The sequence below is a fragment of the Belnapia sp. F-4-1 genome (assembly GCF_000802185.1).
In the GTDB taxonomy this organism is placed as follows: domain Bacteria; phylum Pseudomonadota; class Alphaproteobacteria; order Acetobacterales; family Acetobacteraceae; genus Belnapia.
The window spans coordinates 1,390,171-1,409,124 of record NZ_KN676113.1; the positions used below are offsets into that span (position 1 = coordinate 1,390,171).

At 66.1% G+C, this 18,954-nt stretch carries 11 protein-coding genes, 3 tRNA genes and 3 rRNA genes; 5 read left to right on the forward strand and 12 right to left on the reverse strand.

Going from position 1 to position 18,954, the window contains the following annotated elements:
* Nucleotides 1-58: 58 nt before the first annotated feature.
* The gene (locus LH62_RS06745) at nucleotides 59-268 is read left to right on the forward strand and encodes a molybdopterin-binding protein (protein ID WP_043360124.1); all 210 of its coding nucleotides are present in this window, start codon (nucleotides 59-61) and stop codon (nucleotides 266-268) included.
* Nucleotide 269: 1 nt separating this feature from the next.
* Nucleotides 270-737 carry a hypothetical protein gene (locus LH62_RS28120; RefSeq protein WP_052213816.1) on the forward strand — a complete coding sequence of 156 codons (468 nt, stop codon included), beginning with the start codon at nucleotides 270-272 and terminating at the stop codon, nucleotides 735-737.
* Nucleotides 738-744: 7 nt separating this feature from the next.
* On the opposite strand, the gene LH62_RS06755 is transcribed toward LH62_RS28120, so the two are convergent.
* Nucleotides 745-1,971: an aminotransferase class III-fold pyridoxal phosphate-dependent enzyme gene (locus tag LH62_RS06755; protein ID WP_144404407.1), complete on the reverse strand. Its 1,227-nt coding sequence runs from the start codon at nucleotides 1,969-1,971 to the stop codon at nucleotides 745-747.
* A gap of 115 nt (nucleotides 1,972-2,086) precedes the next feature.
* On the opposite strand from LH62_RS06755, the gene LH62_RS29110 reads away from it, so the two are divergent.
* Together LH62_RS29110 and LH62_RS06765 are read left to right on the forward strand one after the other, a co-directional pair.
* Nucleotides 2,087-4,387, forward strand: coding sequence for a penicillin acylase family protein (locus tag LH62_RS29110; protein WP_043360127.1), 2,301 nt, complete (start codon nucleotides 2,087-2,089; stop codon nucleotides 4,385-4,387).
* The gene (locus tag LH62_RS06765; RefSeq protein ID WP_043360129.1) at nucleotides 4,384-5,343 is read left to right on the forward strand and encodes a tripartite tricarboxylate transporter substrate binding protein; all 960 of its coding nucleotides are present in this window, start codon (nucleotides 4,384-4,386) and stop codon (nucleotides 5,341-5,343) included. The genes LH62_RS29110 and LH62_RS06765 overlap by 4 nt, the downstream gene beginning before the upstream one ends.
* A gap of 28 nt (nucleotides 5,344-5,371) precedes the next feature.
* Here LH62_RS06765 and glgX read toward each other — a convergent pair whose 3' ends face one another.
* The 7 genes from glgX to LH62_RS06800 all read right to left on the reverse strand — a co-directional run bounded on the left by glgX (nucleotide 5,372) and on the right by LH62_RS06800 (nucleotide 13,222).
* Nucleotides 5,372-7,606: a glycogen debranching protein GlgX gene (gene glgX, locus LH62_RS06770; RefSeq protein WP_144404408.1), complete on the reverse strand. Its 2,235-nt coding sequence runs from the start codon at nucleotides 7,604-7,606 to the stop codon at nucleotides 5,372-5,374.
* A gap of 352 nt (nucleotides 7,607-7,958) precedes the next feature.
* Nucleotides 7,959-8,032, reverse strand: a tRNA-Met gene (locus LH62_RS06775).
* A 34-nt stretch (nucleotides 8,033-8,066) separates the two neighbouring features.
* Nucleotides 8,067-8,181, reverse strand: a 5S ribosomal RNA gene (gene rrf, locus LH62_RS06780).
* A gap of 136 nt (nucleotides 8,182-8,317) precedes the next feature.
* A 23S ribosomal RNA gene (locus LH62_RS06785) occupies nucleotides 8,318-11,053 on the reverse strand.
* Between the two features lie 250 nt (nucleotides 11,054-11,303).
* Nucleotides 11,304-11,376: transfer RNA gene (locus LH62_RS06790), tRNA-Ala, on the reverse strand.
* A gap of 20 nt (nucleotides 11,377-11,396) precedes the next feature.
* Nucleotides 11,397-11,470: transfer RNA gene (locus LH62_RS06795), tRNA-Ile, on the reverse strand.
* A 263-nt stretch (nucleotides 11,471-11,733) separates the two neighbouring features.
* Nucleotides 11,734-13,222 (reverse strand): 16S ribosomal RNA (locus LH62_RS06800).
* The 16S, 23S and 5S rRNA genes sit together here with 3 tRNA genes alongside, the layout of an rRNA operon.
* A gap of 493 nt (nucleotides 13,223-13,715) precedes the next feature.
* Here LH62_RS06800 and LH62_RS06805 point away from each other — a divergent pair.
* Nucleotides 13,716-14,942 carry a M23 family metallopeptidase gene (locus LH62_RS06805; RefSeq protein ID WP_052213819.1) on the forward strand — a complete coding sequence of 409 codons (1,227 nt, stop codon included), beginning with the start codon at nucleotides 13,716-13,718 and terminating at the stop codon, nucleotides 14,940-14,942.
* Between the two features lie 5 nt (nucleotides 14,943-14,947).
* Here LH62_RS06805 and cyoD read toward each other — a convergent pair whose 3' ends face one another.
* The 4 genes from cyoD to cyoA are packed head-to-tail and all read right to left on the reverse strand — an operon-like array spanning nucleotide 14,948 to nucleotide 18,893.
* Nucleotides 14,948-15,331, reverse strand: coding sequence for a cytochrome o ubiquinol oxidase subunit IV (cyoD, locus tag LH62_RS06810; RefSeq protein WP_043360131.1), 384 nt, complete (start codon nucleotides 15,329-15,331; stop codon nucleotides 14,948-14,950).
* The gene (locus LH62_RS06815) at nucleotides 15,328-16,023 is read right to left on the reverse strand and encodes a cytochrome c oxidase subunit 3 (RefSeq protein WP_043360132.1); all 696 of its coding nucleotides are present in this window, start codon (nucleotides 16,021-16,023) and stop codon (nucleotides 15,328-15,330) included. The genes cyoD and LH62_RS06815 overlap by 4 nt, the downstream gene beginning before the upstream one ends.
* Complete coding sequence (locus LH62_RS06820; RefSeq protein WP_043360135.1) at nucleotides 16,020-18,035, reverse strand: cbb3-type cytochrome c oxidase subunit I; 2,016 nt, start codon at nucleotides 18,033-18,035, stop codon at nucleotides 16,020-16,022. The genes LH62_RS06815 and LH62_RS06820 overlap by 4 nt, the downstream gene beginning before the upstream one ends.
* A complete protein-coding gene (gene cyoA / locus LH62_RS06825) occupies nucleotides 18,036-18,893 on the reverse strand; it encodes a ubiquinol oxidase subunit II (protein ID WP_201445439.1) in 858 nt (285 codons plus the stop codon).
* Between the last annotated feature and the right edge of the window lie 61 nt (nucleotides 18,894-18,954).

Genomic DNA, 18,954 nt, shown 5'->3' on the forward strand with positions numbered 1-18,954 from the left:
CTTCATTCGCCATGGATCCCGCAGTCGCTATCGTCCCGGCCCAACCCAGGAGGACAGGATGAAGCTGAGCGCGCGGAACCGGATCAAGGGCAAGGTCGTCGGCGTCGAGAAAGGCCAGACCACCGGCCATGTGCGGATCGATGCCGGCGGGGGCATCGTCATCACCGCCTCCATCACCGATGCGGCGATCGATGAGCTCGGCCTTGCGGTCGGCAAGGATGCGATGGCCGTCATCAAGGCCTCCGACGTCATGGTCGGGACGAACTAGAATGCGGCGGCGCGGGCTGCTTGCGGCCGCCCTGCTGCTGGCGGCGGCCGGGCCGGAGGAGCCGGGCCTCATGGTCGGGCGCGAAGGCGGCCCGGCGCGGCTGCTGCCGGAGGCCGCGCTGGCAGCGCTGCCGGCGCAGCGCGTCAGCGCCCCGGCCGATCATGGCACGGCCGAGCGAGTCTATGAGGGGCCCTCGCTCTGGGCGGTGCTGGAGGCCGCCGGCCTCGCCGACCGGCCGCGCGACCAGGTGCGGCAGGCGGTGCTGGCGACGGGGCGGGACGGCTATGTTGCCGTGCTGGCCATGGGCGAGGTTTCGCCGGAATTCGCCGGCCGCGCGGCGATCGTCGCCCTGCGCCAGGACGGCGTGGCCCTGGCGCCGGCGCAATGGCGGCTGGTGCTGCCAGGGGAGAAACGCGGCGGCCGCACGGTGCGGGAATTGGCGGGGCTGAGCGTCGCCACCCTGCGCTGAGCCGCCGCTAGGCTCGTGCGGCGGCGGCGAAGCCGGCCTCGGCCGCCTCCAGCGCCGCGTCGATCTCGGCCGTGCCATGGGCGCAGCTGAGGAACATGTTGTGCTTCGGGTGGAAATAGGCCCCCGCCCGCAGCGCCGCGGCGCAGAAGGCATTGCCGCGGGCGAAATCGGCGTCGCCCTCGAACAGCACGAGCGGCATCTGCGGCGGCCCTGATTGGCGGATGGCAAGGCCGTGCCGGGCGGCGCCGGCTGCGAGCCCGGCGCGCAGCCGCTCGCCCATCGCCCGCATATGGGCGGGGCCGTCGAGGCGCCGCAACTCGGCGAGCGTTGCCAGGGCGGCGGCCATCGGCACCGCGGCGCACCAGAAGGAGCCGGTGGTGAAGACGGAGGCGGCGGCCGCGCGGAAGCGCTCCGCCCCCGTCACCGCCGCCAGCGCATGGCCGTTGCCGATCGCCTTGCTCCAGGCCGAAAGGTCCGGCCGCACGCCGAGCGCCTCCCAGGAGCCGCCGAGGTCGAGGCGGAAGCCGGCGCGGACCTCGTCGAGGATCAGCGCGGCGCCGGCCGCATCGGCCAGCTCGCGCAGGCGGCGGGCGAAGGCCGGCTCCGGCATCTCCTGGTCGCGGCCGAGGTCGTGGCGGAAGGCGGCGACCAGGATGCCGGCGAGGTCGCCGCCGGCCTGGTCCACCGCATTCTCGAGCGAGGCGATGTCGTTGTACTCGTAGTGGAGGATATGCGCCCGGTCCTCCGTGGTGACGCCAACCAGCGAGGGCGAGCACCAGGGCGCGGCGCCGTGGTAGCTGCCGCGGGCGGCGAGGAGCTTGCGCCGTCTCGTCCCAGCGCGGGCGATGGTGACGCAGGCGGTGGTGGCGTCCGTGCCGTTCTTCTGGAGGAGGCACCAGTCGGCGGCGGGGATCAGCGCGACCAGCGCCTCGGCCAGTTCCACCAGCACCTCGCCGGGCCCGTTCATCGCATCGCCGAGCGCGGCCTGGCGGGCGACGGCCTCCTCTACCGCCGGGTGGCGATGGCCAAGCACGATCGGCCCCCAGCTGCACATGAAGTCGATGACCGTGTGCCCATCCACATCGGTCAGCCGGCAGCCCTCGGCGCTGCGGAAGAATTGCGGGTAGCCGGCTGGCAGCCGGGCCGCATCGAGATGGCCCCAGAGGCCGCCGGGGATCACCTGGGCGGCGCGCCGGCGCAATGCGACGTCGACTGAATTCGGCAGGTCGTCCATGGCGCCCCTCCACAACTCCCCGCATGATAACCCCGGGAGGAAGAGCCATGCGATGCCTGATCCTTGCCCCGATGCTGCCTGCGAGCCCGGCCATGGCCGACGCGGTGAGGCGCGGATGACCGATTTCGCCGCCGCATTGCCGAAGCTGGACGGGGTGCTGGAACTGCCGGGGCTGGCCGCGCCCGTCACCATCCACCGCGATCCGCAGGGCGTGCCGCATCTTCGCGCTGAGACGGAGCATGATGCATGGTTCGCGCTCGGCTTCGTCCATGCGCAGGACCGGCTGTTCCAGATGGACCTCACCCGCCGCAGGGCGACGGGGCGGGCCGCGGAATTCCTTGGCCCCCAGGCGGTGGAGGCGGATGCGCTGGCGCGCCGGCTCGGCGTGGAGCGGGCCTCGCGGCGCGACTACGAGGCCGCCGCGCCGGAGACGCGGGCGATGCTCGACCGCTATGCCGAGGGGGTGAATGCGCTCATCGGGAGCGACACGCCGCTGCCGGTCGAATACGCGCTGCTCGGCGAGCGGCCGGAGCCCTGGGAGGGCTGGCACAGCATCGCGGTGATGCGCCGCCTCGGCCTGCTGATGGGCTCCGTCTGGTTCAAGCTCTGGCGCGCGGCAGCGCTGCCGGTGGTGGGGGCGGAGCAGGTGGGCAAGCTGCGCTACGACGATGGCGGGCTGGACGCGCTCATCATCCCGCCGGGCGTGGACGCCAAACGGTGGGAGGCGACGCTGGCCGAGCTGGCGCCGGGCGTCGCCGCGCTGCTGGAGGCAGCGGCGCCGGATGCGGCGGGCGGCGGCAGCAACAACTGGGCGGTGGGGCCGGGGCGCAGCGCCACGGGCCGGCCGGTGCTGGCGGGCGATCCGCACCGGGTCTTCGAGATCCCGAACATGTATGCGCAGCACCATGTCGCCTGCGATGCGTTCGACGCGATCGGGCTGACGGTGCCGGGCGTGCCGGCCTTTCCGCATTTCGCCCATAACGGTCGCGTCGCCTGGTGCGTGACGCATGCCTTCATGGACCTCTTCGACCTCTTCGTGGAGCGGTTCGACGAGGGCGCGGCGCATACCCTGTTCCGTGGCGAATGGCGCCCGGTGGCGCGGCGCCACGAGACGATCGCGGTGCGCGGGGCGGCGCCGCGCGAGATCGAGATCATCGAGACGGATCATGGCGCGGTCATCGCCGGCAACCCGGCGCGGGGGACGGCGCTCGCCCTGCGGACGGTGCAGACCGCCGAGACCGACCTGTCCTTCGACTGCCTGCCGCGCATGCTGCGCGCCGGCTCGTTGGAGGAGCTCTATGCGGCGACGGCGGGCTGGGGGCTGATCGACCACAACCTGGTCGCGGCCGATACGGCGGGGCATATCGGCCAGCTCGTGCGCGCCACCCTGCCGCGGCGGCCGCGCGCCAATGGCTGGCTGCCGGTGCCGGGCTGGACCGGGGAGCATGAGTGGGAGGGGTGGATCCCGCATGCCGAGATGCCGCGAGTGATCGACCCGCCGGGCGGCGTCATCGTCACCGCCAACAACCGTGTCGTGGCGGATGACCATCCCGACTATCTCTGCACCGACTGCCACCCGCCCTACCGCGCCCGGCGGATCGCCGAGTTGATCGAGGCGGGCGAGTCGCTGACCGCGGCAGGGGCGGCGGCGGTGCATGCCGATGTGCTTTCGCCCAATGCGCTGCTGCTGCGCGAGCGGCTGGCGGCGCTGCCCGAGCCCATGGAGCCTGCCGCCGCGCGGCTTCGTGCCATGTTGCTCAGCTGGGACGGGCGGATGGCGGCGGGCAGCGAGGCGGCCACGGCCTATATCGCCCTGCGCCGCGCACTCACCGCCCTGCTGGCCGAGCGGAGCGGGCTCGCCGGGGTTGCCGGCCATCCCTATCTCGCCGTTCCGCCCGGCGTGGTGCCGATGAACCAGCTCTGGTGGTGCCTGCCGCGCCTGCTGCGGGAGGGCGACGCGGCGCTGCTCGGCGACTGGTCCTGGGCAGAGGCCCTGGCCGAGGCGCTGCGCCGCGCCGCTGCCGAGCCGCTGCGGCCCTGGGGCGAGGCCCATGCGCCGCGCCTCACCCATCCGCTGACGCCACTCTTCCCCGAGGCGGGGCTCGACCCGCCGGCGCGGCCGCTGGGCGGCGATGGCGACACGGTGCTGGCGGTGGGGATGCTGCCCTCGGCCGGCACCGCCGCCACCTATGGCGCGCTGGCGCGCTACGCCTTCGATGTGGGCGACTGGGACAACAGCCTCTGGGCCGTCTTCCACGGCGTCTCCGGCCGGCCGGGCAGCCCGCACTACGCCGACCAGAACGCCGCCTGGTCCGCCTGCCGGATGGTGCCGATGCGCTATTCATGGCCGGCGATCGAGCGGGAGGCCGGCGCGACCCAGGTGCTGCGGCCGTCGAGACAAGGAGGACGCCCATGACACTCCCCCGCCGCGCGGCGCTTGCCCTGCCCGCTCTCGTGCTGGCCGGGCGCGCCCATGGCCAGCCGGCCTTCCCCAGCCGGCCGGTGCGGATCATCGTGCCCTACACGCCGGGCGGTGCGTCCGACATCGCCGCCCGGCTGCTGGCGGAGCACCTGCCGTCGGCATGGGGCCAGCCCGTGGTGGTGGAGAACCGCGCCGGGGCCAATGGCATCGTCGGCACCGAGGCGGTGGCCAAGTCGCCGGCGGACGGGCACTCGCTCGGCCTCGTCTCGGTGAACCATGCGGTCAACGTGCCGCTCTACCGCACGCCCTTCGACACGCTGCGCGACATCGAGGCGCTGACGGTGGTCTACACCGTGCCGCTGGTGCTGGTGGCGGCACCCGACTTCCCGGCCAATACCCCGCAGGAGCTGGCCGCCCTGGCGCGGCAGGCGCCGGGCAAGGTCAGCTTCGCCGGCACGGGCGGGGCGGTGCACCTGGCCGCGGAGATGTTCGCCAGCCGCGCCGGGGTGGAGATGACGCATGTGCCCTATCGCGGCAGCACGGCGGCGCATCCCGACCTGATGGCGGGGCGGATCGGCGTGATGTTCGACACGCTGCCGGCGGTGCTCGGCCATGTGCAGGGCGGCAAGCTGAAGGCGCTCGCGGTCACGGCCGCCCGGCGGGTGGAGGTGCTGCCCGCGGTTCCGACCGTCGCCGAGAGCGGCTATCCCGGCTACGAGGCGGCGACCTGGGGTGCGCTGATCGGCCCCGCCGGCATTCCGGCTCCGGTGGTACAGGCGATCGCCGACGGAACCCTCGGCACGCTGCGCATCCCCTCGGTGCGGGAGCGGCTGATGGGACTCGGTGCCGAGGTGGTGGGCAGCACCCCGGAGGAGGCGCAGCGCTTCGTCGCCGCCGAGGTGGCGAAGTGGTCCGAGGTGGCGGCGAAGGCCGGGATCGAGCGCCAGTAGCGCCCCGGCCCCGGCCTAAGCCATCGCCTTATGCCGCGGGCAGCGGCGGAGCGGCCTTGCCGGCCAGCAACGCCGAGCGCGCCGCAGCAAGGATGCCGGTGCCGCCCCGTTCCGGCCGCAGCACCAGGAGCAGCAGCGACCGGCCGGTGACGATATAGGGATGGCCGAATTCGAAGGGCTCCGGCTCATCCAGGTCCGGACGGTTGGTGTCGATGAGCAGCAGCCAGCGCTGGCCGGCCGGGGGCTCCGGCAGCGAGAATTCCACGGCCTCATGATGCGAGTTCAGGATCATCAGGAGCGTGGCGTCCGAGCCGGGGCGGCGGATACCGGTCGCCTGGGCGCGGCCGTCCATCACCACGCCGAAGCAGCGGGTATTCGGGTCGTCCCAATGCTGCCCATCCATCTCAGCCCCATCGGGCGTGATCCAGGTGGCGTCCTTGATCTCCAGCTCTTCGTTATAGGCGCCGGTGAGGAAGCGGCTGCGGCGCAGCATAGGGAAGGCCTGGCGCAGCGCGATCAGCTTACGGGTGAAGGCGGCGAGGCTCTTCCCCTCGGCGTCGATGCCCGCCCAGTCCACCCAGTTCAGCTCGTTGTCCTGGCAGTAGGTGTTGTTGTTGCCCTGCTGGGTGCGGCCCAGCTCGTCGCCTGCGAGCATCATCGGCGTGCCCTGCGAGAACAGCAGCGTCGCCATCATGTTGCGCTTCTGCCGCTCGCGCAGCGCCTGGATTTCGGGGTCGTCGGTCGGGCCCTCGACGCCGTGGTTCCAGGAGTGGTTGTTCGAGTGGCCGTCGCGGTTGTCCTCGCCGTTGGCCATGTTGTGCTTGTCGTTGTACGAAACGAGGTCGTTCAGCGTGAAGCCGTCATGCGCCGCGATGAAGTTGACGCTGGCCCAGGGCTTGCGGCCGCGGCGGTTGAACTTGTCGCCAGAGGCGGTGAGGCGCGCGGCGAGCTCCGCCGCCATGCCCTCGTCGCCCTTCCAGAAGGCGCGCACGGTGTCGCGGAAGCGGTCGTTCCACTCCGCCCAGCCGGGCGGGAAGCCGCCGACCTGGTAGCCGCCCGGGCCGATATCCCAGGGTTCCGCGATCAGCTTGACGCGCGACAGCACGGGGTCCTGCCGGCAGGAATCGAGGAAGCCGCCACCTTCGTCGAAGCCGTGCGGCTCGCGCCCGAGGATGGTGGCGAGGTCGAAGCGGAAGCCGTCGACGCGCATCTCGGTCGCCCAGTAGCGCAGGCTGTCCGTCACCATCTGCAGCACGCGGGGGTGCGAGAGGTTCACCGTGTTCCCGGTGCCGGTGTCGTTGATGTAGTAGCGCGGCTCGTCGGGCATCAGCCGGTAGTAGCTGGCATTGTCGATGCCCTTGAAGGACAGCGTCGGCCCGCGCTCGTTGCCCTCGGCGGTGTGGTTGTAGACGACGTCGAGGATGACCTCGAGATTGGCATCATGCAGCCGGGCGACCATCTCCTTGAATTCGGAGAAGGCGAAGGCCGGGTTGCGGGCATAGCGCCGCGCCGGCGAGAAGAAGCTGATGGTGTCGTAGCCCCAATAGTTGGTAAGTCCCTTGTCCACCAACGGGCCATTGTTGACGAAGGTATGGATGGGCAGCAGCTCGACCGAGGTCACGCCGAGGCCGCGCAGATAGGCGACGACCTCGGGCGCGGCGAGGCCGGCATAGGTGCCGCGCATCTCCTCCGGCAGGTCGGTGCGGAGCTTGGTGAACCCCTTCACATGGGTCTCGTAGAAGATGGTGCGGTCCCAGGGGACGGCCGGGCTGCGCTCGCGGCCCCAGGTGAAAGCCTGGTCGATGACGCGGCATTTCGGCATGAGCGCGGCGCTGTCGCGCTCGTCGAAGGTGCGATCATCCTCCGATTCCAACTGGTAGCCGAAGATCTCGGGGCCCCACTGCAATTCACCGACGATGGTCCGCGCATACGGGTCGAGCAGCAGCTTGTTGGCATTGAAGCGATGGCCCGCCTCCGGTTCGTAGGGGCCGTGGACGCGATAGCCATAGATCGTGCCCGGCCGCGCATCGGGGAGGTAGCCGTGCCAGACCTCGTCGGTGAATTCCGGCAGTTCGATGCGCTCGATCTCGGTCTCGCCGGCATCGTCGAAGAGGCAAAGCTCTACCTTCGTCGCATGGGCCGAGAAGATGGCGAAGTTGACGCCAAGCCCATCCCAGGTCGCACCCAGCGGAAAGGGCATGCCCTCGCTGATGCGCGACCGCCGTCCGACCTGCGGCGCCGGCATCTCGACCCGGTTACTCATGCTTCAGCACCTCTCCTCATCGCCGCAGCACAACAGTGCGATGATCTTTTCGTTCCCGCGCTGGGCACGCTTTCGCGGCCGGCCTGGGCTGGACAGCGGAAAGGCCCGACGCCCGGGCCTTACGGGCCGGATTCCTGACTGAAAAGGAAAGGATAGGGGGGATAAGGACGTGAGGGCGCTCGACGTTTTCGCATCCATGCGCGCTGGAGATGCGGTTTCGCCTCAGCCCTCGAGCGCAGCGGGATCGCCCAACGTCGACGTGCGACGGCTGGTCCGACCCCTTTTTTCTGGCTGAATGATTGTGTTTTGGGCGCAAAAAACCCCCAGTCACGGATGTGCTGGGGGTTATGGGATGCGGGGACAGGATTTGAACCTGTGACCTTCAGGTTATGAGCCTGACGAGCTACCGGGCTGCTCCACCCCGCGGTGGAATGGTTAGTATCGAGGATCCTGTTGGGTGGCCCGGCGGCGACCGACTCTCCCGCAGCTTGAGCTGCAGTACCATGGGCGCTGGGGTGTTTCACGTCCGAGTTCGGGATGGGATCGGGTGTATCATCCCCGCGATGACCACCGGGCCACCGAACAGGATCCTGGATGTGGGAGATGGGATGGTTGGTTATGGGGTGTTGGGTTGAGTGTGGTGTGTGCGCGGCTTGGTGCTGCGTGCGGTGCTGTCCCTTGTTGAGGGGGACGGCTGCTGTGGTGTTGGTGTGGTGGAGATCTATCGGGCGATTAGGACCGCTCGGCTGCATGCATTGCTGCACTTCCACCTGCGGCCTATCGACGTGATGGTCTATCACGGCCCTCGAGGGAGACCTCGTTTGGAGGGGGGTTTCCTGCTTAGATGCCTTCAGCAGTTATCCCGTCCGTACTTAGCTACCCAGCGATGCTCCTGGCGGAACAACTGGTACACCAGAGGTGCGTCCATCCCGGTCCTCTCGTACTAGGGACAGATCCTCGCAAGTCTCCTACACCCACGGCAGATAGGGACCGAACTGTCTCACGACGTTCTAAACCCAGCTCACGTACCGCTTTAATCGGCGAACAGCCGAACCCTTGGGACCTGCTCCAGCCCCGGGATGCGATGAGCCGACATCGAGGTGCCAAACCTCCCCGTCGATGTGGACTCTTGGGGGAGATCAGCCTGTTATCCCTAGAGTACCTTTTATCCGTTGAGCGATGGCCCTTCCACGCGGGACCACCGGATCACTAAGGCCGACTTTCGTCTCTGTTCGCGCTGTCGCGCTCACAGTCAGGCGGGCTTGTGCCTTTGCACTCAACAGCCGATGTCCGACCGGCTTGAGCCCACCATCGCGCGCCTCCGTTACCATTTGGGAGGCGACCGCCCCAGTCAAACTGCCCACCACGCAGGGTCCTGGCCCGGGATAACCGGGCTCAGTTAGACGCCAGAAAGGCACAGGGTGGTATTTCAAGGTTGGCTCCACCAAGGCTAGCGCCCCGGCTTCAAAGCCTCCCACCTATCCTACACAGTCCCTTCCTGGCGCCACTGCGAAGTTGCAGTAAAGGTTCATAGGGTCTTTCCGTCTGACCGCGGGTACCCCGCATCTTCACGGGGAATTCAATTTCGCTGAGCCCATGCTGGAGACAGTGGGGAGGTCGTTACGCCATTCGTGCAGGTCGGAACTTACCCGACAAGGAATTTCGCTACCTTAGGACCGTTATAGTTACGGCCGCCGTTTACCGGGGCTTCGGTTCGATGCTTGCACATCTCCCCTTGACCTTCCGGCACCGGGCAGGCGTCAGACCCTATACGTCATCTCTCGATTTCGCAGAGCCCTGTGTTTTTACTAAACAGTCGCCACCCCCTGGTTTGTGTCACCCCACCCTGGTTGCCCAAAGTAGGGTCTCGCTTATCCCGAAGTTACGCGAGCAATTTGCCTAGTTCCTTCAGCATGGTTCTCTCAAGCGCCTTGGTATGCTCTACCAGTCCACCTGTGTCGGTTTAGGGTACGGTCCGTAATGCCAGTGCTATTTCCCGAGCCGATCCAGCTGCATACCCAATCCAGTAAGGGCATACAGAACTTCACGGCTGTCACATCTGGCGGGCCAGGGAATGTTCACCCTGTTTCCATCGGCTACGGCTGTCGCCCTCGCCTTAGGGGCCGGCTCACCCTGCGCGGATTAGCCTTGCGCAGGAACCCTTGGACTTTCGGCGGGAGAGTTTCTCACTCTCCTTGTCGCTACTCATGTCCGCATTCGCACTTCCCATACCTCCACGGCCCCTCGCAGGTACCGCTTCACAGGCTTAGGGAACGCTCCGCTACCACGCTCTTTCGAGCATCCACAGCTTCGGCAGATGGCTTGAGCCCCGTTACATTTTCGCCGCGGGACAGCTATTAGACCAGTGAGCTATTACGCTTTCTTTAAAGGATGGCTGCTTCTAAGCCAACCTCCTGGTTGTTATGGCCGTCCTACATGCTTTCCCACTTAGCCATCATTTGGGGGCCTTAGCTGGTGGTCTGGGCTGTTTCCCTCTCGACAATGGACCTTAGCACCCACTGTCTGTCTGCCGCCCTGTACTCGCCGGCATTCGGAGTTCGGTAGGGTTTGGTAGGGCTTTGGGCCCCCCTAGCCCTTCCGGTGCTCTACCTCCGGCGGTAATCGAACGACGATCTACCTCAATAGATTTCGCGGAGAACCAGCTATTTCCGAGTTTGATTGGCCTTTCACCCCTAGCCACAGCTCATCCCCGACTTTTTCAACAGGCGTGGGTTCGGCCCTCCAGTGCGTGTTACCGCACCTTCAGCCTGGCCATGGCTAGATCACTCGGTTTCGGGTCTTCTGCCGGCAACTGGACGCCCTGTTCGGACTCGCTTTCGCTCCGCCTTCACCTCACGGCTTAAGCTCGCTGCCAACAGAAACTCGCGGACCCATTATACAAAAGGTACGCCGTCACCCTTGCGGGCTCCGACTGCTTGTAGGCGCTCGGTTTCAGGTCTCTTTCACTCCCCTCATCGGGGTGCTTTTCACCTTTCCCTCACGGTACTTGTGCACTATCGGTCGCCAAGGAGTATTTAGGCTTGGAGGGTGGTCCCCCCATGTTCAGACAGGGTTTCACGTGCCCCGCCCTACTCAAGGATCCATGCGTGCCATACACCTACGGGGCTATCACCCACTCTGGCGCGCCTTTCCAGACGCTTCGGCTTAACACACATGAACCACTGGCCTGCTCCGCTTTCGCTCGCCACTACTCGCGGAATCTCCGTTGATGTCTTTTCCTCCAGGTACTGAGATGTTTCAGTTCCCCAGGTTCGCCTCGTAAGCCTATGTATTCAGCCCACGATCTCCATAAAGGAGGGGTTTCCCCATTCGGATATCTGCGGATCAACGATCGCTCGCATCTCCCCGCAGCTTTTCGCAGCGTGCCACGTCCTTCATCGCCTCTTGGCGCCAAGGCATCCACCGAACGCCCTTCTCTTTCTCCACCAACCCAAGCCTCAGCCCGCACGCAGGACCAAACCGCGCCCCACGCGCAAAACCCAAAACCAGGCCAGCGCAAAACACACACTCAACCAATCAACTAACCAACCATTCCATCTTCAAATGTCAAAAGAACAATCCACCGGGCCAGCCCCAAGGGGCTCGCCATGTGGCGGCTTTGGAAGCACGCAACTCAACCCGACCAAGAAGGTCAGGCGAGGATCTCTTTCTGCCGCCAGGCCAACCTGCGCAGACATGGAGGCAACCGGATTCGAACCGGTGACCCCCTGCTTGCAAAGCAGGTGCTCTACCAGCTGAGCTATGCCCCCGTAGTCTTCAACAGGGAAAATGGGCCAGGGAGGACTTGAACCTCCGACCCCACGCTTATCAAGCGTGTGCTCTAACCAACTGAGCTACTGGCCCCAAACCTCGGCAATGCCGAGGCCGGAACGGCCATCGCCCAGCCAAGGCCATAACGACAGATCAACAGGATGATGCGCACTCACTCAGGCCAATCCGGGCCCGAGGATGGATGGCGAACGTTGGGCTCGACCAGGACAGGCGCCCGATCACCAGCCACCCCATCCGGGGCGGCCAGAACCAGGCAAGGCCTTGGTCCGTGTTTAGTCATATCGCGGAGGTCTGCAGCCAGAGGCCAAGGCCCCTACCCCACAGCGCCATCCTTGAAAGGAGGTGATCCAGCCGCAGGTTCCCCTACGGCTACCTTGTTACGACTTCACCCCAGTCACTGACCCTACCGTGGCAAGCTAGCCCCTTGCGGTTGCCGCACCTGCTTAAGGTAGAACCAACTCCCATGGTGTGACGGGCGGTGTGTACAAGGCCCGGGAACGTATTCACCGCGGCGTGCTGATCCGCGATTACTAGCGATTCCACCTTCATGCACCCGAGTTGCAGAGTGCAATCCGAACTGAGACGGCTTTTCGGGATCGGCTCGATGTCGCCATCTGGCCTCCCTCTGTCACCGCCATTGTAGCACGTGTGTAGCCCAGCCCATAAGGGCCATGAGGACTTGACGTCATCCCCACCTTCCTCCGGCTTGTCACCGGCAGTTCCTCTAGAGTGCCCAGCCTAACCTGATGGCAACTAAAGGCGAGGGTTGCGCTCGTTGCGGGACTTAACCCAACATCTCACGACACGAGCTGACGACAGCCATGCAGCACCTGTGCAGCAGGCCCCTTGCGGGGAAAGCGCATCTCTGCGCCGATCCTGCCCATGTCAAGGGCTGGTAAGGTTCTGCGCGTTGCTTCGAATTAAACCACATGCTCCACCGCTTGTGCGGGCCCCCGTCAATTCCTTTGAGTTTCAACCTTGCGGCCGTACTCCCCAGGCGGTGCGCTTACCGCGTTAGCTACGACACTGAGTGGCTAGGCCACCCAACATCCAGCGCACATCGTTTACGGCGTGGACTACCAGGGTATCTAATCCTGTTTGCTCCCCACGCTGTCGCGCCTCAGCGTCAGTAATGGACCAGCTCGCCGCCTTCGCCACCGGTGTTCTTCCCAATATCTACGAATTTCACCTCTACACTGGGAATTCCGCGAGCCTCTTCCATCCTCAAGCAATGCCGTATCAAGCGCAGTCCCCAGGTTGAGCCCAGGAATTTCACGCCTGACTAACACCGCCGCCTACGCGCCCTTTACGCCCAGTAATTCCGAGCAACGCTAGCCCCCTTCGTATTACCGCGGCTGCTGGCACGAAGTTAGCCGGGGCTTCTTCTACAGGTACCGTCATCATCGTCCCTGTCGAAAGGGCTTTACAATCCGAAGACCTTCTTCACCCACGCGGAATTGCTGGATCAGGCTTTCGCCCATTGTCCAATATTCCCCACTGCTGCCTCCCGTAGGAGTCTGGGCCGTGTCTCAGTCCCAGTGTGGCTGATCGTCCTCTCAGACCAGCTACCGATCGTCGCCTTGGTAAGCCATTACCCCACCAACAAGCTAATCGGACGCAGGCCGCTCTCAAGGCACCCGAAGGCTTTCTGCCACAGCAGATATGCGGTATTAGCGCCAGTTTCCCAGCGTTATCCCCCACCCCAAGACACGTTCCTACGCGTTACTCACCCGTCCGCCACTAGAGCCGAAGCCCCCGTGCGACTTGCATGTGTTAAGCATTCCGCCAGCGTTCGCTCTGAGCCAGGATCAAACTCTCAGGTTCATACACCAGCATCTCTGCCAGCATACAAAACCCAATGCCCAACCTAACCCCAACCAAACCCAACGCTCACCAGCCATCCTCCCACTACCGCAGAAGAATGAACCAACAAGCACACATCATCCAATACGCGCTTCCAAAACCAGATGCAGATTTAAAAGAACAAAACTCCTCCGCGGCCGACTTTAGGCTTCCACCCAAAGTATCGACCGGCGATGCACCCTGCCGGGTTAGGAGAACCGCCTCATCAGCGGGGCGCTCAACTTAGTGACCAGCGTCACCGGCGTCAAGGCCCTCTTTTCAGCGGCCCGGCGATCGGCGTTGCCGTCGTCGTCGGGAGGCGGCTTCTAGGCCCCTCGCCCAGGCCTGTCAAAGCCCTTTTTTCGAAAATCGTCATGCGCTTGAGCTCATCACGCAGGCGAACACGTCAACCCGTTGACTTTACTTATTTTTCCCTCAAAGGATTTCGCCATATTTCAGCCCTGGGAGGGGTTTCATGCTGCACCGCATCGCGCGCCGGGCGCGCTGGCTGCCTTGTCTCGTCATCCTGCTCGCCAGCCCCGCCGCCGCCCCGGCCCAGCCGGACCCGCCGAAACCCACCCCCTCGGCGCAAACCGAAGCGGTTCGCGTCATCGTCGCCAGGCCGGGCGATACCCTCGCCCAGCTCCTCGCCGGCGCCGGGGTAGAGCCGGAGGAAGCGCGCCCCGCGATCAGTGCGCTCGCCCCGATCTTCCCGCCACGGCGGCTCCGGCCTGGCCATGAGGTCACCCTTCGGCAGGACCCGAGCCGCGACGACGCCCTCACCGCCCTCATCCTTGATGCCGCGCCGGGCCGCACCGTCACCGTCACGCGCACCCCCTCCGGCTGGCAGGCCGTCGAGGAGGAGGCGACGCGTCATCGCCACCTCGTCTATGCGGAGGGGCAAGTGAGCGGCGCGCTGCTGCAAGACCTCGAGGCGGCAGGGCTGCCCCCGGCGCTCAGCCTCAACCTCGTGCGCATGCTCGGCCATGCCGTCGACTTCCAGCGCGAATTGCAGCCGGGTGACGGCTTCACCGTCCTCTTCGAACGCTTCCGCGACGCCGAGGGCGGCCTGCTGCGCGACGGCGACGTGCTGCATGCCGGGTTCCGCATGTCGACCCGCCACCTCTCGCTCTGGCGGCAAGAGACGGCGAACGGGCCCGAATGGTTCGACGAGAACGGGCGCAGCCTCCGCCGCAACTTCCTCCGCACGCCGCTCGATGGCGCGACCATCTCTTCCAGCTTCGGCCAGCGGCGGCATCCGGTGCTCGGCTTCACCCGCATGCATCAGGGGATCGACTTCGCCGCGCCGCACGGCACGCCGGTGCTGGCCGCGGCCGAGGGCGTCGTCGAGCGCATCGGCTTCGTCAGCGGCTATGGCCGGTTGATCGAGCTGCGCCATCCGGATGGATCGATGACGCGGTACGCTCACCTCTCGGCCTTCGCCCGCGGGCTCAAGCTTGGCACCGGCGTCGGCCAAGCAGAGGTGATCGGCCGCGTCGGCTCCAGCGGCCTCGCCACCGGGCCGCACCTGCACTACGAGATCGTGGAGAACGGCCGCTCGGTCGATCCCGCCATCGCCCGGCCCGCGGCGAGAGTACAGCTCGCCGGCGCGGAGCTCGAGGCCTTCCAGCGCACGCGCCGGGCGATCCTTGCCCAGATCGCGCATCTGGAGCCGATGCAGGAGGTCGCCTGGGCCGAGTGAGGCCTTCACATCGGCATCGAGTGTTCCATCGGCATCATGTTGTGGTTCAGGTGGCTCATGATCCAGACGGAGCCGCCGACTACCAGGAAGACAATGAACACGCCGAAGGCGAGCGCCATGACATTGTTGGTGTTGTCCGGCGCCGTGGTGATGTGCAGGAAGAAGACGAGGTGGATGCCGATCTGCGCGATGGCGAGCACCACCAGCGCCACCGGCAGGCCGGGACCATAGATGAAATTCGTCCCCGCCAGGCCGAAGGAGCAGGCGGTGAGCAGCACAGCCAGGCCGAGCCCGGTGAGGTAGCTGGTGATGCCCTTCGCCACGCCCCCGTCGCCCGGGGCGCTGTCATCCTCGTCGACGGGGCGTGGCTCGCCCGGGGAGCTGGTCATGCGCCGGATCCGATCAGATAGACGATGGTGAAGAGCGCCACCCAGACGATGTCGAGGGCGTGCCAGAACAGGTTGAAACAGAGCAGCCGCCGGACGATGTGCGGCTGCCAGCCTTTCACCCAGACCTGTGCCATCATCGTCCCGAGCCAGAGCAGACCGGCAAAGACGTGCAGCCCATGGCAGCCGACGAGCGCGAAGAAGGCGGAAAGGAAGGCGCTGCGGTCTGGCCCGGCCCCCTGCTCGATCATCCCGGCGAATTCCTGCAGCTCCAGCAGCAGGAACCCAGCGCCGAGCAGCCCCGTCGCCAGCAGTCCGACCTCTGTCCAGAGCTTGTTGCGGGCATCCGCGGCGACGTTGGCGAGGCCGCAGGTGAAGCTCGAGAGCAGCAGCAAGCCGGTCTCGATCGCGACGCGGTCGAGCTCGAACAGCTCCCGCCCGCTCGGCCCACCCGCGGTGTTCGGCGCCAGCACCGCATAGGCGGCGAAGAACGCGGAGAACATGATGATGTCGCTGAGCAGGAAGATCCAGAAGCCGTAGCCGACGATAACGCGCGGCGAGGCCGGGCCGCCTTCGCCATGGCCCGTGGCCTCGTCATGCGGTCCGCCGCCATGGCCGCCGCCTTCGCCGCGGCCGGAGCCGAGCTTGTACGGATCGTGGCCATGCGGGGCGGCGACGGTGCCGGCGGCGCTCATGCCGGCTCCTCCAGGCTGGCTGCCTTGTCGCGCAGCCAGACCTGCCGGGCGGCGCGGCGCTCGCGGTCGAGCCGCCTCACTTCCTCGGCCGGGATTTCGTACTCGCGCTTGTCCCACCAGGCGAAGACGACGAAGGTGGCGAAGGCGGCGACGAGTCCGGCAATCACCATCCACCAGATCAGCCAGATCAGCGCAAAGCCGGTGATAGTCGAGAAGAAGGCGCAGATGAAGCCGGTCGGCGAGTTGCGCGGCATGTGGACCGGCTTGTAGTCCGGCTCGTCCGCGAGGTTCTGGCTCTCGATCGCCTTCTGCTTGATCGTCCAGTAGGGCTCCTCGTCCTTCACATTCGGCATGATGGCGAAGTTGAAAGCGGGCGGTGGCGAGGTGGTGGACCATTCCAGCGAGCGGCCATCCCAAGGGTCGCCCGTCTCGTCGCGCAGCGCATGGCGGTTGCGGATGCTGACGACGAGCTGGATCACCTGGCAGGCGACGCCGATGAAGATGACGATGGTGCCGACGCCCGCCGCCAGCACCCAGGGCCGCCATTCCGGCACGTCATACTGCTGCATCCGCCGCGTCATGCCGAGCAGCCCCGCCATGTAGAGCGGCAGGAAGGTCGCCCACAGCCCGCCGAAGGTGAACCAGAAGGCGCGCTTGCCCCAGGTCTCGTCGAGCTTGAAGCCGAAGGCCTTGGGGAACCAGAAGGTCAGCCCGGCGAAGGCGCCGAAGACGGTGGAGCCGATGATGACGTTGTGGAAATGCGCCACGAGAAAGAGGCTGTTGTGCAGCTGCCAGTCCGCCGGCGGTACCGCCAGCAGCACGCCGGTCATGCCGCCGATGACGAAGGCGACGATGAAGCCCACGGCCCAGAGCATCGGCGTGGTGTAGCGGATGGTGCCGCCATACATGGTAAAGATGTAGTTGAACACCTTCACCCCGGTCGCCACCGAGATCAGCGCGGTCGAGATGCCGAAGGCAGTGTTGACGCCGGGCCCCGCCCCCATGGTGAAGAAGTGGTGCAGCCAGGTCATGAAGCCGTTGAGGCAGATCCACAGCGTCGCCAGCACCATAGAGCGGTAGCCGAAGAGCGGCTTGCCGGAGAAGCAGGAGATGATTTCGGAGAAGATGCCGAGCGCCGGCAGCAAGAGGATGTAGACCTCCGGATGGCCCCAGGCCCAGATGAGGTTCTCGAACATCATCATGTTGCCGCCGGCTTCGTTGGTGAAGAAATGGAAGCCGAGGTAGCGGTCGAGGGTCAGCATCGCCAGCGTCGCGGTGAGGATCGGGAAGGCGGCAACGATCAGCAGGTTGGAGGTGAGCGCCGTCCAGCAGAACATCGGCATGCGGAAATAGCCCATGCCTGGGGCGCGCATTTTCAATATGGTCGTGACGAGGTTTATCCCTGACATCAATGTCCCGATGCCGGATATCTGCAAGGCCCAGACATAGTAGTCCGGCCCGACGCCGGGCGAGTAGCTGACCTCCGACAGCGGCGGGTAGGGCAGCCAGCCGGTGCGGGCGAACTCGCCGACGACGAGCGAGATGTTCACCAGCAGCGCGCCCGAGGCGGTCAGCCAGAAGCTCACCGAGTTCAGCGTCGGGAAGGCAACGTCGCGGATGCCGAGTTGGAGCGGCACCACGAAATTCATCAGGCCGATGATGACGGGCATCGCGCCGAAGAAGATCATGATGACGCCATGCGCCGAGAAGACCTGGTTGTAGTGCTCCGGCGGCAGGTAGCCGGCCGCCTGGTAGGCCAGCGCCTGCTGCGACCGCATCATGATCGCGTCGACGAAGCCGCGCAGCAGCATGACGAGGCCGAGCAGCGTGTACATCACGCCGATCCGCTTGTGGTCGACGCTGGTGATCCATTCCCGCCAAAGATAGGGCAGGTAGCCCTTGACCACGATCCAGCCGATGACGCCGAGCAGGATGAGGCCGACGACGCCGGCGGCGACGAGGGGAATGGGCTGGTCCCAGGGGACCGCGTCCCAGGTGAGCTTGCCGAGCATCTATTTCTGCGCCCTCTCCTGGATACCGGGACCGCCGCGGCCTTCGCTGGGACCGGGGGCGGGTGGGATGCGTTGAGTCGTCACCGCATGGAACAGGTGAGGATCGACATCCCGAAAGGTGAAAGGCCGCTCGGGGATGCTCTGCTTCATCAGCTCTTCATAGGCGGCGCGGTCGAGCACCTGCTCGCCGCCGCGCACGCCCTCCACCCACCGGGCGAAGTCATCCTCGGTCACGGCGCGCGTGGTGAAGCGCATGTTGGAGAAGCCATCGCCGCTGAAATGCGCGGAGCGGCCATAGAACTCGCCGGGATGGTTGGCTTGCAGGTTGATCTGCGTGACCATGCCGTTCATCACGTAGATCATCCCGCCGAGCTGCGGGATGGAGAAGGTGTTCATCACGCTCGCCGAGGTCATGTCGAAATGCACCGGCGCCCCGGCCGGCACCACCAGCTCGTTCACGCTGGCGATGCGCTGCTCCGGGTAGATGAACAGCCATTTCCAATCGAGGGCGACAACCTGCACCTCGGTCGTTGGCCGGTCGGAGACGAGGCGCTTGTAGGGATCGAGGTTGTAGGTCCCGGTCCAGATCAGTCCGCTGAGGAAGATGACAGTGAGCAGCGGAATCGCCCACATGACGATCTCGACGCGGCCGGAATAGACGAAGTCGGGCCGGCGCTTCGCGCGCGGATTGCCCTCGCGGAACCACCAGGCGAAGCCGACCGCGACTAGGATTGTCGGAATGACAATCGCCAGCATCACCGCAAGCGCATTGAAGATGAGAAGCCGCTGCTGTTCGGCGATCGGCCCATGCGGATCGAGCGGGCCACCGCTGCAAGCGGCCAGCGGCGCCGCCAGCAAGACTATGCTGGCAAGGCGCCTTTGCGGGCCAGAATTCATATGTCGCCCCCAGGTCAGCGGT

What these genes read in the sequence shown, in the direction of transcription:
- LH62_RS06745 (WP_043360124.1), top strand. Translation starts at nt 59, where the DNA reads ATGAAGCTGAGCGCGCGGAACCGGATCAAGGGCAAGGTCGTCGGCGTC.
- LH62_RS28120 (WP_052213816.1), top strand. Translation starts at nt 270, where the DNA reads ATGCGGCGGCGCGGGCTGCTTGCGGCCGCCCTGCTGCTGGCGGCGGCC.
- LH62_RS06755 (WP_144404407.1), bottom strand. Translation starts at nt 1,971, where the DNA reads ATGGACGACCTGCCGAATTCAGTCGACGTCGCATTGCGCCGGCGCGCC.
- LH62_RS29110 (WP_043360127.1), top strand. Translation starts at nt 2,087, where the DNA reads ATGACCGATTTCGCCGCCGCATTGCCGAAGCTGGACGGGGTGCTGGAA.
- LH62_RS06765 (WP_043360129.1), top strand. Translation starts at nt 4,384, where the DNA reads ATGACACTCCCCCGCCGCGCGGCGCTTGCCCTGCCCGCTCTCGTGCTG.
- glgX (WP_144404408.1), bottom strand. Translation starts at nt 7,606, where the DNA reads ATGAGTAACCGGGTCGAGATGCCGGCGCCGCAGGTCGGACGGCGGTCG.
- LH62_RS06805 (WP_052213819.1), top strand. Translation starts at nt 13,716, where the DNA reads ATGCTGCACCGCATCGCGCGCCGGGCGCGCTGGCTGCCTTGTCTCGTC.
- cyoD (WP_043360131.1), bottom strand. Translation starts at nt 15,331, where the DNA reads ATGACCAGCTCCCCGGGCGAGCCACGCCCCGTCGACGAGGATGACAGC.
- LH62_RS06815 (WP_043360132.1), bottom strand. Translation starts at nt 16,023, where the DNA reads ATGAGCGCCGCCGGCACCGTCGCCGCCCCGCATGGCCACGATCCGTAC.
- LH62_RS06820 (WP_043360135.1), bottom strand. Translation starts at nt 18,035, where the DNA reads ATGCTCGGCAAGCTCACCTGGGACGCGGTCCCCTGGGACCAGCCCATT.